General features: G+C 48.3%; 14 protein-coding genes, 1 riboswitch and 1 other annotated feature. Of the genes, 10 read left to right on the top strand and 4 right to left on the bottom strand.

All coding sequences use genetic code 11. From position 1 onward, the window contains the following. Positions 1–240 precede the first annotated feature (240 nt). Positions 241–360, top strand: a riboswitch (SAM riboswitch). 132 nt (positions 361–492) lie between these two features. Further along, on the top strand, positions 493–1,701 hold the full coding sequence (gene metK, locus Q9R25_RS06315; RefSeq protein ID WP_012726792.1) for a methionine adenosyltransferase: 1,209 nt from the start codon (positions 493–495) through the stop codon (positions 1,699–1,701). A 37-nt stretch (positions 1,702–1,738) separates the two neighbouring features. Here the strand turns inward: metK and Q9R25_RS06310 are convergent, their stop codons facing one another. After that, a complete protein-coding gene (locus tag Q9R25_RS06310; RefSeq protein WP_311282924.1) occupies positions 1,739–2,257 on the bottom strand; it encodes a hypothetical protein in 519 nt (172 codons plus the stop codon). Positions 2,258–2,422: 165 nt separating this feature from the next. On the opposite strand from Q9R25_RS06310, the gene Q9R25_RS06305 reads away from it, so the two are divergent. Together Q9R25_RS06305 and Q9R25_RS06300 are read left to right on the top strand one after the other, a co-directional pair. Next, positions 2,423–2,893 carry a GNAT family N-acetyltransferase gene (locus Q9R25_RS06305; RefSeq protein WP_311282923.1) on the top strand — a complete coding sequence of 157 codons (471 nt, stop codon included), beginning with the start codon at positions 2,423–2,425 and terminating at the stop codon, positions 2,891–2,893. A gap of 88 nt (positions 2,894–2,981) precedes the next feature. After that, entirely contained in the window at positions 2,982–3,695 is a 714-nt protein-coding gene (locus tag Q9R25_RS06300; protein ID WP_311282922.1) for an alpha/beta hydrolase, read from the top strand. A 31-nt stretch (positions 3,696–3,726) separates the two neighbouring features. Here Q9R25_RS06300 and mnmM read toward each other — a convergent pair whose 3' ends face one another. Together mnmM and mnmL are read right to left on the bottom strand one after the other, a co-directional pair. Next, entirely contained in the window at positions 3,727–4,299 is a 573-nt protein-coding gene (mnmM, locus tag Q9R25_RS06295) for a tRNA 5-(aminomethyl)-2-thiouridylate-methyltransferase MnmM (RefSeq protein WP_074036434.1), read from the bottom strand. Then, the gene (mnmL, locus tag Q9R25_RS06290; protein WP_311282921.1) at positions 4,253–5,227 is read right to left on the bottom strand and encodes a tRNA modification radical SAM protein MnmL/YtqA; all 975 of its coding nucleotides are present in this window, start codon (positions 5,225–5,227) and stop codon (positions 4,253–4,255) included. The genes mnmM and mnmL overlap by 47 nt, the downstream gene beginning before the upstream one ends. Positions 5,228–5,405: 178 nt before the next feature. Between mnmL and Q9R25_RS06285 the strand changes: the two genes are divergently transcribed. From Q9R25_RS06285 to Q9R25_RS06265, 5 genes are all read left to right on the top strand, one after another. Continuing rightward, a complete protein-coding gene (locus Q9R25_RS06285; protein WP_236548930.1) occupies positions 5,406–6,596 on the top strand; it encodes an MDR family MFS transporter in 1,191 nt (396 codons plus the stop codon). Between the two features lie 39 nt (positions 6,597–6,635). Continuing rightward, positions 6,636–6,851: a binding site (T-box leader), on the top strand. A gap of 39 nt (positions 6,852–6,890) precedes the next feature. Next, positions 6,891–9,296 (top strand): leucine--tRNA ligase, encoded by a 2,406-nt coding sequence (gene leuS / locus Q9R25_RS06280; RefSeq protein ID WP_311282920.1) that lies wholly within the window; start codon positions 6,891–6,893, stop codon positions 9,294–9,296. Positions 9,297–9,413: 117 nt separating this feature from the next. Then, a complete protein-coding gene (locus Q9R25_RS06275) occupies positions 9,414–10,541 on the top strand; it encodes a hypothetical protein (RefSeq protein ID WP_311282919.1) in 1,128 nt (375 codons plus the stop codon). Between the two features lie 17 nt (positions 10,542–10,558). Further along, positions 10,559–11,071 (top strand): pyrophosphohydrolase domain-containing protein, encoded by a 513-nt coding sequence (locus Q9R25_RS06270; protein ID WP_311282918.1) that lies wholly within the window; start codon positions 10,559–10,561, stop codon positions 11,069–11,071. Between the two features lie 315 nt (positions 11,072–11,386). Next, positions 11,387–12,223: a DUF2268 domain-containing putative Zn-dependent protease gene (locus tag Q9R25_RS06265; RefSeq protein WP_311282917.1), complete on the top strand. Its 837-nt coding sequence runs from the start codon at positions 11,387–11,389 to the stop codon at positions 12,221–12,223. Positions 12,224–12,328: 105 nt separating this feature from the next. Here the strand turns inward: Q9R25_RS06265 and Q9R25_RS06260 are convergent, their stop codons facing one another. Next, positions 12,329–13,594, bottom strand: coding sequence for a BaiN/RdsA family NAD(P)/FAD-dependent oxidoreductase (locus Q9R25_RS06260; RefSeq protein WP_311282916.1), 1,266 nt, complete (start codon positions 13,592–13,594; stop codon positions 12,329–12,331). Positions 13,595–13,737: 143 nt separating this feature from the next. Here Q9R25_RS06260 and Q9R25_RS06255 point away from each other — a divergent pair, with 143 nt between their 5' ends. Next, positions 13,738–15,435 (top strand): putative polysaccharide biosynthesis protein, encoded by a 1,698-nt coding sequence (locus Q9R25_RS06255; RefSeq protein WP_012726779.1) that lies wholly within the window; start codon positions 13,738–13,740, stop codon positions 15,433–15,435. Further along, positions 15,435–16,148, top strand: coding sequence for a pseudouridine synthase (locus Q9R25_RS06250; protein ID WP_311282915.1), 714 nt, complete (start codon positions 15,435–15,437; stop codon positions 16,146–16,148). Before Q9R25_RS06255 ends, Q9R25_RS06250 begins: the two co-directional genes overlap by 1 nt. Positions 16,149–16,231: the final 83 nt, after the last annotated feature.

Below are 16,231 nucleotides of genomic sequence, written 5' to 3'. Positions count from 1 at the left end.
AATTATATGTGACACACTAATTAAACACAAGCGTTTCTTCTCTCTAAGTAAGCGCTTTCTTACAAAGTCATTTTATCACATTCTCTTATCACAAGGTGTTAAAAAAAAGAAACGAAATAAAAAAATGTTTGACGATTCACAAACAGAAATGTTTTGCAAGTCTGTGAAAACTTTTACGAATTCGTCCGATTCCCTTGACATAATCGAGTGTCATTTATATGATGGTTTTCGTAACGGATACTCTTATTCTGAGCGGTGGAGGGAACAAGGCCCTACGAAGCCCAGCAACCGTCCGACATGAAGTCTTGTGCGGAAAAGGTGCTATCCTGAAGCGAAGCCATTAGCTTCGAACGATAAGAGGGTAAGGAAGAACGATTCAACCTTTCCCCATGTATGTCATCGGGGGAGGTTTTTTTCATTACCGTCCCAAAGCAACGCGTAAGGGGAACGAGTACCGTCCACATAATACCCTTATTATAGGAGGTTTTTTGAATGTCAAAATTGAACCGTCGACTTTTTACTTCAGAGTCGGTTACTGAAGGACATCCAGACAAAATTTGTGATCAGATCTCTGACTCCATCTTGGATGCCATTTTAGCGGAAGACCCGAATGCCCGTGTTGCGGCAGAAACGTCTGTCACAACAGGTCTTGTACTCGTAGCTGGTGAAATCACAACGTCAACTTACGTGGATATCCCGAAAGTTGTCCGTGAAACAATCCGCGAAATCGGATACACGCGTGCGAAATATGGCTTTGATGCTGAAACGTGTGCGGTCTTGACGTCAATCGATGAGCAATCGGTAGACATCGCGCAAGGTGTTGACCAGGCGCTTGAAGCACGTGAAGGTCAGATGACTGAAGAGGAACTCGATGCAATCGGTGCAGGAGACCAAGGTCTTATGTTCGGATATGCGACAAACGAGACACCTGAGCTCATGCCGCTTCCAATCTCGTTGGCACACAAGTTGTCACGTCGTCTTGCTGAAGTGCGTAAGAACGGTACGCTCGAGTACCTTCGTCCGGACGGGAAGACGCAAGTAACGGTCGAGTATGATGAGGACAACAACCCTGTTCGCATCGATACGATTGTTATTTCGACACAACACGCTGAAGAAATCACGCTTGAGCAAATTCAAGAAGACTTGAAAAAACATGTCATCGAGGCAGTCATTCCGGCTGAACTCATCGATGCTGAAACAAAATACTTCATCAACCCGACTGGTCGCTTCGTAATCGGTGGACCACAAGGGGACGCAGGTTTGACTGGACGTAAGATCATCGTCGATACGTACGGTGGATACGCTCGTCACGGTGGCGGTGCATTCTCTGGTAAAGATCCTACAAAAGTTGACCGTTCAGCGGCATACGCAGCCCGCTATGTAGCGAAAAACATCGTTGCAGCAGGACTTGCTGATAAAGCAGAAGTTCAACTTGCATACGCAATCGGTGTTGCACACCCAGTATCAATCGCTGTCGATACGTTCGGCACAGGTAAATTGAGCGAAACGGAACTCGTTGAACTCGTTCGCGAGAACTTCGATCTCCGTCCAGCAGGCATCATCAAGATGCTTGATCTTCGTCGCCCAATCTACAAACAAACGGCAGCTTACGGTCACTTCGGTCGTACAGACATCGAACTCCCATGGGAGCAAACAGATAAAGCAGCCATTCTTGAAGAAGGCGCGAAACGTTTCGCGTAATCATCAAAAACGACCTTTCCGAGGAAAGGTCGTTTTTTTATGCTATCGGTGGTACCTGTTTGTTCGAATCGGATGAAGAATCGGTTGTCGGATCTTGTCCAAGCGCCGTATCCTTCGCTTCGACGACTTTCTCCCCGATGTCCTGTAAGTCCGACTTGGCCTCTTGAGCCGTCTCGACGATTTTAGTGACGTCCTCTTTCACGGTATCGACTTCCCCGACGACTTTTTCGTATACGTTTTGGACATCTGTAGAGACTTCTTGAATCTTTGTCGAGGCCGACTTCACTTGTTCAATGACTTGAGACGCCTTTCCGGCAGGATCTTGTTTCACTTCGTTGACGATGCCCCCGACCGACGATTTCGCATTCGAGAGGGATTGCTTTGTCTGCTCCCGGTTCGAGGAGCTAAGTAAGGCGAGTAGACCACCGACGAGTGCACCGAGCAACATCCCGGTCACGACACTGATTTTTGGACTTCCCCCGTCCAATTGATCGAATTGGCGGTTCGGGTTTGCTGTCTGATCTACTTTCGGGTCATGTTCTTGTCTAGGTTCCATGTGGTTCCACTCCTTCGTTTGATTGGCATTGGTTGTGTTATACCCTAGAGCAATGTCTACGTAACGTTTTCTGATGAATCGTCATGAAAAAGAAATGAAGGAGCAGGATAAAAACACCGGGATAGGGAATGATACAAATAGATTGGCCAAAAGGGGGAAGCTGTCATGAACATGAGGGAAGCAGTGCCAGAAGATGCGACGCTGATTCGGAACATCGCGCTGGCGACCATTTCACGGGATGATTCCAATCGAACGAGAGCGATGGAACGCGCGTATCGGCAAGAAGAGATTGTACGAGCAATCAGTTCAAGTGAAGAAGCACGAGAACAGTATTTTATCGTTGGCGAATATGAAGAAGATGTCATCGGATTTTGTCATGCCATCGATCGCGGTGACATGTGGGAGATGCTCCGCCTCTATCTGCACCCCGATTATCATCGAAACGGCTACGGCGCAGCCTTTTTGGCCCACCTTCAATCGAAAAAAGAACAGCCGATGGAAGTGTACGTTGAGAATTCGAATGAGCAAGCAATCGCCTTCCTCTTGCATCAATCTTTCAAAGAAGTGAATCGCATCCAGGAAGAGGTGTATGATCGCCCGATGGAACTCATCCATTTACGATATGACCCGAGCTAAGCCTCCAGACGGATTTTATTTAAACATCAGTTGCGGCTGATGTTTTTTTGATACAATGAATGTAGTCTATAAACGAGGTGACGGCTGTATGGCAAATGAAGAAGTACGAAAAGGAGTCATCGTCATCGTGTATCCGTTACAATTCACGTCACGGATCAGCGAGAACTTTATTCGACGGCTCGAAGACGAGTATGAAGTCATCGTCGTCCGCGAACAATCGATTGGATTGACGGCGGATGACCATAAGCAACTAATCAAGCGAGCATTGCGCGAGGCAGGAGAATATAAATTACCGATTCATGTCGTGGCATTCAGCCTTGGCGCACTCTTAACGAATCGCCTTTTGCAGGAGTACGATGTGCCACTCGGGAGTCTCACATACATCTCCCCATTGTTTGATTGGCATGCTACTCGTCAAATTGGTGGATTGAAACAAGTCGTCGCAAGTGCTGTCGACCGTTTTCGCCCTGACTTGCCACTCGGGATGATGACATTCACCGGCGGGGGAGACGAGTCGTCCCGATTCGGAGAAATCACGTATGCGCAATATCGAGAAATCGAAGAGGAAATCGTCGAGCATCAGGAAGAGAAGAAGCATCTGCCACGCCTTCCGCTCGCCTGTTTCTATGCACCAGACGACCAGTTTGCGGACGTGAAGTTGACGTTGAATGTTTGTCGAAAAATCGGTGGGGACCAAGTGTATATCCGGCGATTGGAAGGATTCCCACACTTTGGTTACGAACGATTGAACACGAAATTCGCGGAAACCCTCATGACGTTTTATGAATTGATTCAAGAATGACAGAAGGCGACTCTAATGAGCCGCCTTTTTCTTATGCACGTTTTTCAATCGCCACGATGAATGGGGGATGATTGACTTGGTTGATAAATCCATAACGCAGGACGCCTGCCTGTTTTTGATCGAGGGACTCTACATAATGAAGCACCTCGTCTCGTTCAACTTTCCCACTTTCATGTCCGTGGTAAATCACGATGACGATGACGCCACCGACAGCCATGACGTCTAATAGTTGGGATAATGCGGCAATCGTCGTATTTCCGTGTGTCGTGATCGATTTATCACTTCCCGGTAAATACCCTAAGTTGAAGACGGCCGCGGTGATCGGACGCGCTTCCTTTTCAACGACCGCTTGGACCGTATCGTGACTATCATGAATCACGGTCACACGTTCACTGACATCCGCTTCTTCAACCCGCGCCTTTGTGGCTGCTACAGCTTCTGATTGGATATCAAAAGCATAGACATGTCCTGTCTCGCCTACAGCATTCGCTAAGAACAACGTATCGTGTCCGTTCCCGGCCGTCATATCGATGGCGACCTGACCTTCCTCGAGATGGTCATGTAGTAATTGTTTTGCAAAAGGTAGTACTCTCATTAATCCCATACATCTCATCCCTCTTTTTTCCTTGAAAAGAATCCCGGCGCTCCAATTCCGCACGAATCTTGTTTAGCACCTGCATCTTGTGACGGCTCCATAGCGGACCGATCAAGAGGTCGGGAGGACCGTCTCCTGTCAAACGATGGACGATCACCTCGGGGGGAATCCGTTCGAGTTGATCACAGACGAGGGAGACGTATGTGTCTTCCTCCATCAAGTCGAGCAGTCCTTTCTCATATTGACGGGCGAGCGGTGTGTGTTTCAAGACGTGAAGTAAATGGATCTTGATTCCTTGTATGTCCATTTTAGCAACTTCTCGTGCCGTGTCGAGCATCATCTCTGGTGTCTCACCTGGGAGGCCATTGATGATATGAACGCAGACACGAATGTTGTGACGGCGAAGTTTCGCAAGACCGGTCAAAAACGATTGATAGTCGTGCCCGCGATTGATCTTTTTAGCGGTGGTGTCGTGTACGGTCTGAAGACCAAGCTCTACCCAAAGGGAAGTCCGTTCATTCAACTCTGCTAAATAGGCGACGACGTCGTCCGGCAAGCAGTCAGGACGTGTCGCAATCGAGAGACCGACGACCCCATCCTCATTTAGTGCCGGTTCATACAATTCACGTAACCGCTCGACTGGTGCATACGTATTACTAAACGCTTGGAAATAAGCAATATAATTGGCATTTTTCCACTTCCGGTGGAGACGAGCCTTCACTTCTGCAAATTGAATGGGAATCGGATCGCAAGCATTTCCCGCGAAATCACCACTTCCATCGTCCGAACAGAAGGTGCATCCGCCTTTTGAGACACGTCCGTCACGGTTCGGGCACGTGAAGCCACCATCGAGTGGCACTTTAAACACCTTGCCCCCGTACTCTCGGCGATACGCCTCATTTAGTGTATGGTAGCGATTTTGACCGAATGGATTCATGTTCATCTCTCCTCCCTTGCTCATCCTATCACAAACGGAAAATGACAAAACTTCATAATAAGTAATTTTTCTTGACACTTCGTTGGCGTTCGTTTAGGTTTGATAAGGAAATCTTGTCGATTCGGCCTTTTTGTGCCGATTTTTTTAATGTGAAAGAAGAATGAAAGGAGGACTTGGTGTGAACAATAAAATGCCAATTTCGGTATGGATTTTAGTCATTGCGATGGCGCTCAATACAACGGCGGCGTCTTTTTTATGGCCATTTAACACACTGTATATTCATGATTTTTTAGGTGAGTCGATGACGCTTGCTGGGGTGGCGCTTCTTGTGAACTCGGCACTCGCGATTGTCGGGAACTACATCGGAGGGACGCTATTCGATCGAATCGGTGGGAAGACGACGTTGATGATTTCTGTCGGTCTCTTGCTCGCGAGCTCGCTTGGATTTTTACTGTTTCATGCCACGTTCTTCGGCTATCTCGTATGGCTCGGATTGATCGGTCTTTCAGGTGGACTCGTCTTTCCGACCGTATATGCGTTTGCGGGTCTCATTTGGCCAGAAGGGGGACGCCGTTCGTTCAATGCGATTTACGTCGCGCAAAACGTGGGGGTCGCCCTCGGTACGGCAATGAGTGGTCAAATCGCTCGATTTAACATCGAGTGGATTTTTTATGCGAACTTCTTCTTATCGGTCTTATTTGTCGTAGTGCTCTTGTTTGGACTGCGTTATTTGAAAAATCCGGCACGTCCTGTCGTTCAGTCGCAACTAGAAGCGGCAGCCACGACACTATCGAGTGCGACGATGAAATCGATGTGGTATGTCGCCGTCGGTTATGCGGTGCTTTGGTTCGTGTATGTTCAATGGCAGGGGACGATTGCGGTTCACTCGAAAGATCTCGGCGTCACAATCAGTCAATACTCACTCCTTTGGACAGTGAACGGGGCGATGATTGTCTTCGCACAACCGTTGCTCAACCGCGTCTTACGACAGTTTGAGGACGACTTAAAACGTCAATTGATCATCGGGGCATCCATCTTCCTCGGTGCGTTCTTGATTGTCCCATTCGCTGGTGGATTCGGGATGTTCATGGTCGCGATGGTTGTCATGACCATCGGGGAGATGTTTGTCTGGCCGGCTGTTCCGACGATTGCGGCGAAACTTGCCCCACCTGGGAAAGCTGGGCAATACCAAGGGCTCGTCAATATCGCAGCATCCGTCGGTCGAATGATTGGACCGACGTTGTCTGGTTTTGTCTATGACATGTTCGGCATTACAGCAGTCTTCGGCATGCTTCTACTACTTGCTACGTTGGCCTTAACGCTATTTGTCATCATGAAAGACATTCGTGTCACAGAAAAATCAAGTTGACGTTGAATTTCAGAATGGGCTAAAATAGACTACGATGAATAGCAAGCGTTGAAGAGGACTAGTAGCGAACGTTCCGTTTCAAAGAGAGTCGATGGATGGTGTGAATCGATAAGCGGATGTTGTGAACTCGCCTTGGAGCTGTTTTCCTGAAACGAGTAGGGAAAACCGGGGTTACGCCTCGTTACCGGCGTCTCAAGTGGCAGCAATGCAACATGGGTGGTACCGCGGAGAGCTTTCAAGCCTTTCGTCCCATTTTCGGGGACGGAAGGCTTTTTATTATGCAGAGGAGGAAGAATGTTGAGCTATTTTAAACATCAAGAAATCGAGCCGAAGTGGCAAAAGCGTTGGGAAGAGAAAGAAGCATTTAAAACGACAGAAGACCCGGAGAAGGATTGTTTCTATGTCCTTGATATGTTCCCGTACCCATCCGGTGCAGGTCTTCACGTTGGTCACCCGGAAGGTTATACGGCGACGGATATCATCGCTCGTATGAAACGGATGCAAGGATATAACGTTCTTCATCCGATTGGCTGGGATGCATTCGGTCTTCCTGCCGAGCAATATGCACTCGACACAGGGAACGACCCGCGTGAATTCACAGCGCGCAACATCGAGACGTTCCGCCGTCAGTTGAAAGAACTCGGATTCTCATACGATTGGGACCGTGAAATTAGCACGACGGACCCGAAATACTATAAATGGACGCAGTGGATCTTCACGCAACTCTTCGAACGTGATCTCGCATACGTCGATGAAGTTGCGGTCAACTGGTGCCCGGCTCTCGGTACGGTCCTTGCGAACGAGGAAGTCATCGATGGCTTGTCAGAGCGTGGGAACCACCCTGTTTACCGTGTCCCGATGAAGCAGTGGGTGCTTCGTATCACAGAATACGCAGAGCGTTTGCTTGAAGACTTGGAAGGTCTCGATTGGCCTGAGAGCGTGAAAGAGATGCAACGCAACTGGATTGGCAAATCGGTCGGTGCCGAGGTCGACTTTAAGGTCGACGGTCATGATAAGATCGTCACGGTATTCACAACACGTCCAGATACACTTCACGGGGCGACATACGTGACACTCGCACCAGAGCATCCGTTCACGAAAGTGGTCACGACACCGGAACAATCGACGGCAGTCGAAGCATACATTGAGGAAGTCTCGAAGAAGACGGACCTCGAGCGTACAGACCTTGCCAAAGAGAAGACAGGTGTCTTCACGGGCGCTTATGCGATCAACCCGGTGAACGGCGAGAAACTTCCGATTTGGACAGCGGACTACGTTCTCTCGACATATGGGACAGGTGCAGTCATGGCTGTTCCTGGACACGATGAGCGCGATTATGAGTTTGCGAAAACGTTCGACCTCCCGATCCGTGAAGTCGTCAAAGGTGGAAACGTGGAAGAGGCGGCTTACGTCGAAGACGGTGAGCACGTCAACTCTGGTAGCTTGAACGGACTTAATAAAGCCGATGCCATCAAGACGATCATTGAAGAGCTCGAAGCTAGTGGCACAGGGCGTGCGAAGACGACATATCGTCTTCGTGACTGGTTGTTCAGCCGTCAACGTTACTGGGGCGAGCCGATTCCGGTCGTCCATATGGAAGACGGAACGATGAAGACGGTACCGGTCGAAGAACTTCCGCTCGAACTTCCGATCATCGATGAAATCAAACCATCTGGTACAGGTGAGTCACCACTTGCGAACGCAGAAGAGTGGTTGACGTATACAGATCCGGTCACAGGGGAAAAAGGTCGTCGCGAGACGAACACGATGCCACAATGGGCAGGTAGCTGCTGGTACTACATCCGTTACATCGATCCAGATAACGAAGAGATGATTGCGGATCCTGAGAAACTCAAGCGTTGGCTTCCAGTCGACTTGTATATCGGGGGTACGGAGCATGCCGTTCTTCACTTGCTCTATGCACGTTTCTGGCATAAAGTTCTTTACGATATCGGTGTCGTCCCGACGAACGAACCGTTCCAAAAACTCTACAACCAAGGGATGATCCTCGGGGAGAACAACGAGAAGATGTCGAAATCTCGTGGGAACGTCGTCAACCCGGATGATATCGTGAAGTCGCACGGAGCCGATACACTTCGTCTTTACGAAATGTTCATGGGACCACTTGATGCAGCAATCGCATGGTCGACGAATGGTCTTGACGGGGCACGTCGCTTCCTCGACCGCGTTTGGCGTTTATTCGATCAGACGAACTTCGCAGACGTGGCACCGACTGCAGACTTTGAACGCACGTATCATCAGACGGTGAAAAAAGTCACGGAGGACTATGAAGCCCTTCGCTTCAACACGGCAATCTCGCAGTTGATGGTCTTCGTCAATGAAGCGAACAAACAAGAGACGTTGCCGAAATCGCAAATGGCCGACTTCATCAAGATGCTTTCACCGGTCGCGCCGCACTTGTCTGAAGAGTTGTGGGAGAAGATGGGCATGACAGAAGAGTTGACGTATGCGGCTTGGCCGACATACGATGAGTCAAAACTTGTGAGCGACACGATTGAAGTCGTCATCCAGGTGAACGGGAAACTTCGTGCGAAAATGCACGTCTCGCGTGACGCATCAAAAGAAGCACTTGAGGCGGAAGCACTCGGGAACGAGCGTGTCCAAGAGTTCACAGAAGGCAAGACGGTTCGTAAAGTCATTGTCGTTCCTGGAAAACTCGTTAATATTGTAGTTGGCTAACAAAAAGAATGTGTGACATTGTCGCACATTCTTTTCTTTTTGGTGAGGTCATTTTCTTTTATTGACGGTTTTGATACACTAAAGGGCGATACTGAAGTAGAAGGGGACGACATGTCCATGAAACGTTCTTATGTGCTATACACGACATTATGTGCTGTCGTGGTCGGTGTGATCCTTTGTTATGTTTTTGTCTTTTCAGATGAAGAGATTCAACGACAGGTCGCCTCGACATTTGAAAAAATTGATATTCAAACGAGTCATCAAACGGCCTCACTTCCACCCGTGGAAGCTGCGCAGGATGATGAAGATATCGATACGACCGATGCCCTCGAACAAATCAGTCAAATCGATGAAGTGTATTACAGTGACACAATCGGGGCGTATTTGGTCTTAACCGAACAAGCTGAATTTTTTGAAGTGAGCGGAAACGGGACGCGCGTCAACTCTGTGCTCCAACTTGAGAATTCAGGCAAACAGCGCCTCGATGACTTTATCGGGATGCGCATGGTCGAAGAAAATCTTGTGTATGCAGTGACAGCGAACGGTACGCTCATTACAATCGAGCGAGAAGAAGGACGCTGGGTCGAGCGGCCACGTAAACAAATCAAAGGACTCGTGTCGGAAGACCGAATCTTTGGTCTTGGGTATGACCGGGAAACGAAACGGCTGTTCATGATGAACCGATTAGCGGATACCCCGGACCTTGAGCTCCTTTATGTCGAAGAACGGGAGATCGAACCGGAGACTCCGGCCGATGACAAATCATCAGAAACCTCGACTGACGCTGACACGACTACTAAAGAAACAGAAGAATCATCGGAAGATTCAACGACAGAAAACGTCTCGACGAATGACAATGCCTCAAGCGAAACGGCTGCAACTGAAGACGCGCCTGACAATGAGTCGAACGAACAAGAAGCGGAAGAAGAGAAACAAGAGCCCGAGACCGAATGGATGCTTGATTCACGACAAGCGTTATCTGCTGACGGGATGAGTGCTTCCATCCAGCAAAAATTCGAACGGTTCGAAGGAGTTGGGCTAGTCGAGAGGCAAGGACGCATCTACGTGCTCGACTCTGAGGAGCTCGTTCTCTATACGGTCAACCCAGAAGAAGGGACCATCAACGGTCAGATGGTGACGCCTCGTGTGTATGATTCGACCGGTATGTTTTTACAAGACAATGAAATCTTTGCAATCGTCCACCCGGAAGTATTCGATTTGGATGCGTTCGTGTCCGTGGACTGATCATGGGGGAATGACAAATGAGCAAGCGTTATTTTTTTGAAGAAGTGAAACAATTTCATGAAACTTTTGGACATCCAGGAGCAAAATCGCCGAAACCGTTGACGCTTGATCGCGCGACGAAGCGTTCGGTGTGGACGGCAGAGGAAGCGGTCGTCGAGTTTTTGCATCAATCATCGCAATCGGAAGAAGAGTTTTTACAAGCCATCGAGCAATTCCAAGTAGGATTCCAGAAAGCCGTCCAAAAATCGTTGCAAGACGCTCCTCCGTCGGATGATGTGGAACGCCTCGTCGGACAAGGGGATGCATTGACGGATGCGTTATACTTTGTGATGGGCAGTTTTGTTGAACTCGGACTTGATCCCGTTCCGTTGTTTGAAATCGTCCAGCGCGCCAATATGGCGAAACTTGGACCGGACGGGAAGCCGATCTTACGCGAGTCGGACAATAAAGTCATGAAACCTGAAGGATGGATGCCACCGGAGCCGGAGCTCGAAAAAGAAGTGCGTCGTCAAATCGCAGGGAAAGAATAATCACAAACGGCTTGAGCCCTCACTAGAATGGGTTCAAGCCGTTTTTTGTTGTGATGGTAGTGATGACATGCTGATATTAGATGGGATTGGAAAGGTTATGGGAGTAATTAATGGTATAATTTAACATAAGTAAGCGAATGAGGGATATTGATCATTGATATGGAGGTCATTTAACTGAAAAAGCTATTCGGTATTCTATGTTGTAGTTCAGCACTTCTGTTAGCAGCGTGTAGTGAGGATGAAAAAGAGTTAGAATCTAAAAAATCAGAGCCTGACGTTTCAATCGAAACGATAGAAATCAATGAAGAGAATAAATTGACAATCGTCCCACTCTATACCCAATACCAACAACATTTGAACGCATCCCTTGAAACAACCGATGCGGAGGAAAATAAACAAAACTTCAAAAAATATGTATTGGATTACATAGGGGAAGTCGGAGAGGAAGAAAAGATCGATACATCTATATTAAAAACGAGCTTTTCACTAAAGCCGACTCCTCATAAGCAACAATTGCTGAAGCAGTTAGACAAATTAATCGAGCAGCATGACGAGATTAAAGAGATTATTGCATCGACATATGCAGATTCAAATCAAATTCTCCCTAAAAAGAAGGGCATGGTGTTTATCGCACCGTATAATCCTGAATTCTTCTACGATAGTGGACCGATTGAAGGGGTAGGCGCCCAAGCGTATAAAGACACCTTCATCTTGTTTCTTGATACAGATTTTGACAAAGGTGTGTTAGCCCATTCGACGGCTCATGAATACCATCATCTGATTCTTCGTGATCAAAACGAATATAACCTGAGTTCGATTCTCGAGTCAGTGATTATTGAAGGGAAAGCGGATGCGTTTGCCGACCGCATTGTCAAAGGGGTAACGCCACCGTGGTATGTAGACGTTGATGAAGCGACCATGAAACATATTGCGAGTCGAGTGAATGATTATGAAACGTCCTTCACCGATTTTGTAGTCGGTAATTATCAAAAAGATATGCCACGTTGGAGTAACTATATTCTAGGGAGGGATGTGCTCCATGACTATTTGACGGCGCACCCAGAACTGTCGATTCCCGAATGGACCTTCAAAGAAGATCATGAGATTTTAGAAAAATACAAGTATCGAGATGTGATGGAATTGGAAAATTAAGTTGAAAAGAATGTTAAAAGGCTTGACCCTGAATGAGACAGGATCAAACCTTTTAATTGTTTAGTGATCATGATAGAACGCAGACGATGCGTTTGACCGAACCTTTTACCGCCCTGTCGCCAGTTCGGCTGCATGCGATCCGGCGCAATGTCCCGTTGTGAAGGCGGCCGTGATGTTGTAGCCACCTGTGTATCCATGAATGTCGAGTACTTCACCTGCAAAGAAGAGACCTGGTGCCTTCTTTGACATCATCGTCTGTGGTGCAACTTCTTTAACCGAAACGCCGCCACCTGTGACGAACGCTTTATCAAAGTCGAGTGTCCCGACGGCGTGCATCTCGAACATTTTCAAACGTGTTGCGAAATCGATGACGGATTGCTTTTTCAACTGACTCGCGTCTTCTTCTCCAAATGCGAGTTCTTCGAGCAACAAGTCAAGAAGTCGCTCGGGGATATAGCCTTTCCATACGTTTTTAACGGCACGCTTCGGTTGGCTCTGCACTTGGTTCCACAGTTCCTGAACGAGCTCATCTCGTGACGTGTCTGGGAAGAAGTCGAGTGACAAGAGGACGACTTGTTCTTTGCTGCGTTTCCGTTCTTTGATTGTGTACTGACTGCAACGGAGCGCGATTGGACCTGAAATCCCGAAATGGGTAAAAATCATGTCTCCCTGATGCGTCTTGATCGCCTTCCCTTTTTTGCCATGCACCGTCAAAGCGACGTCCCGTAACGATAATCCTTGAAGTTGTTTCGTTCCGATGAACGCGTCATTCAATTTGATTGGCACCTCTGTCGGGAAGAGTTCGGTGATCGTGTGTCCTGCCTTCTGTGCCCATGGATAGCCGTCTCCGGTCGAACCGGTGTGTGGGACGGACTGTCCGCCGACCGCGACGACACACGCTTTTGCCTCGAGCATCTCACCGTCCATCAACTCGACAGCGTGAAACTCGTTTTCTTCATTAAAATGTAGCGTTTTGACTTCAGCTTTTTTTCGAATCTCGACGCCGAGGTCTTCGATTGCCCGAAGCAACGTGTTGACCACGTCCTGTGCTTTATCTGTCACTGGGAACATTCGTCCGTTGTCTTCCTCTTTTAGCGGAATCCCGAATCCAGTGAAAAGGTCGATGATGGATTGGTTGTCGAACTGGGCGAGGGCGCTGTATAAAAAGCGACCGTTCCCGGGGATGAATTGAATCAATTCATCGATTGGTTTTCGGTTCGTGACGTTACAACGTCCTCCACCTGAAATGGCTAATTTTCGACCGAGTTTCGAGCCTTTATCAATCAGCAAGGTCGAAGCGCCACTTTTTGCCGCTGCATACGTTGCCATGAGCCCGCTCGGCCCTCCACCGATGACGATGACATCTTTCATAGGGTATCTCCTCATTTCTTCATCTATATGATTAGTAAAATTATCGTAACTTTATTATCCGTAACAGTAAGAGTATAATGAGAAGCGGTTGTTTTGTAAAACCGAATTCATTGAAATAGTTGATTTATAGATGGAGGTACCTCATGTCATCAAGCGCCAAACAAGATTCTGGAAGAGCCTCCTTCGTCAAAGGAACGCTTCTTTTATCAGCGGGAAACTTGATTTCCCGAATGTTAGGACTACTGTATACCTTTCCGTTCCAAGCGATGGTCGGGATTGCCGGAGTGACATTATATCAAGCAGCATATACGTATTATGCGATCATGATCTCCATTTCGACGGCAGGGATTCCCGTTGCCGTTTCGAAATTTATCGCAAAATATAATGCACTAGGAGAATACGGGACAAGTCAACGACTGTTCCGACAAGGGATGAAGCTGATGCTTGCGACCGGTGTCGTCGCTTTTTTATTACTCTTTTTTGCGGCACCTTGGTTATCCGAACTGATGGTCCGAAACTCAGAGAACAATCAGCAATACATTGACTCGCTCACCCTCGTGACACGAAGCGTCAGTTTTGCCTTACTGCTCATCCCGGCGATGAGTATGGTACGTGGTTATTTCCAGGGACATCAAGACATGGCACCGACGGCAATCTCACAAGTGGTCGAACAGATTGTACGCATCCTGTTCCTCCTCAGTGGAACGATGCTCGTCTTGTTCGTCTTTGCGGATTCAAACTTCATTCAACCGATTGCCAATGCCCTCGGAGGGACGCAATCCGTTGAAACGACTGAATTGAACGGATTGAAAGTCATTGCCGTCACGATTGCGACGTTCAGTGCGTTCATCGGGGCAATCGGTAGTTTCGCCGTGCTCATCATGTATTGGAAGCGTCGGAAGGACATTCATCGTCAGACAGAGAATCCAGCGGGCACACCGGTTCGCTCGATGAAATCGTTATTGCTTGAATTGCTTAGCTATTCGATTCCAATCGTGATGGTCGGGGTATCGACCCCTCTCTATCAATTGATTGACCAATTGACGATGGTCAATACGTTGCTCAGTACGGGTGCGACCGTTTCTGAAGCAACGTCGGCGTATGGCTTTTTGACCGGGAACGCCCATAAAATTGTGTTGATTCCAGTCTCTGTCGCGGCGAGTGTATCGATGGCGACAATCCCGCTTGTGACTCGTTCGTTCACGACGGGGGACATGCAAAAAGTTCGAAATCAAGTAAACCATATTTTCCAAGTCTCGTTCTTCGTAACGATTCCTGCGGTCATTGGTCTCGTAGCACTTGCGGAGCCATTGTTTGGCACCTTGTTCCCGGGTGACCGTGAAGGATGGGTATACTTGTTCCACTACGCACCAAGTGCATTCTTCTTGGCCTATTACTCGGTCGCGGCTGCGATCCTCCAAGGGATCAACCGTCAGTACTTCACCATCTTTGCCACATCGATGGGACTGTTGACGAAACTTGCATTGAACGTACCGCTCGTCTATTGGCTCGGCGGAATCGGAGCCGGGTACGCGACCATCGCTGGATACATCGTGGCCATTATTCTCATGGTATGGATGATTCAACGAACGCTCCACTTCCCGTATAAGCAACTGCTTCGTCGCACCATCTTGATGTTCTTGATGGGTGGGGCGATGTTCGCTGCCGTCTTCCTCTCTCTTCTCGTTACAATGAATGATGAGGCGAGTTGGGGGAACGACATTTTTGCGACAATCGTGGGAGTGACAATCGGCGTTCTCGTATATGGATACCTCGGGTGGCGGAGCCATCTCGCAGGGAAATTACTAGGGAAACGCTTTGAATATCGGAGGAAAATGTAATGCGGATTGATAAGTTGTTAGCGAACATGGGATATGGTTCACGAAAAGATGTAAAAATCTTATTGAAACAAGGGGCAGTGCGAGTCGATGAGACACCTGTAAAAGATGCGAAACGGCACGTCGACCCAGCATCAGAGAAAGTCACGGTGTTCGGGGAAGTGGTTGAGTATCGTCCCTACATCTATTTCATGATGAACAAGCCGGAAGGGGTCATCAGTGCGACTGAAGATCAAGTCGAGACGACAGTCATCGAGTTGATTGATCCAGAGTATGCCCATTATGACCTCTTCCCGGTCGGTCGTCTCGATAAGGATACGACGGGACTGCTCCTCATCACGAACGATGGCGCGTTCAATCATGCGCTCATGTCACCTCGCAAGCACGTCGACAAAGTATATATCGCCGAGGTCGACGGGGAGATGACAGTAGAGGATATCAAGACGTTCGCGAATGGGGTCGAGTTAGAGGACGGATATACGACGAAGCCGGCCCGTCTTGAAATACTGAGCCGGAGCGGACGTCGGTCGGTCATTCGTCTCACGTTGTCCGAGGGGAAATATCACCAAGTGAAACGAATGGTCGCGGCGGTCGGCAAACATGTCGAGCGATTGGAGCGTGTTCAAATCGGTGCATTGGAGCTCGATGAATCGCTTGAACTCGGCGCATATCGTGAGTTGACGGAAGAAGAGGTTCAACTGTTTCTTCAATCATGAGTAAGATAAGAGAATCTGTCCGATGGGCAGGTTCTTTTTTATGAGATGAAAAAAGAGACCTAGCATGCAGGTCTCTTGAATAT

The organism is Exiguobacterium sp. BG5(2022) (assembly GCF_031844365.1).
GTDB classification, from domain to species: Bacteria; Bacillota; Bacilli; order Exiguobacteriales; family Exiguobacteriaceae; genus Exiguobacterium; species Exiguobacterium profundum.
This window is presented reverse-complemented; position numbering and strand designations above follow the sequence as displayed.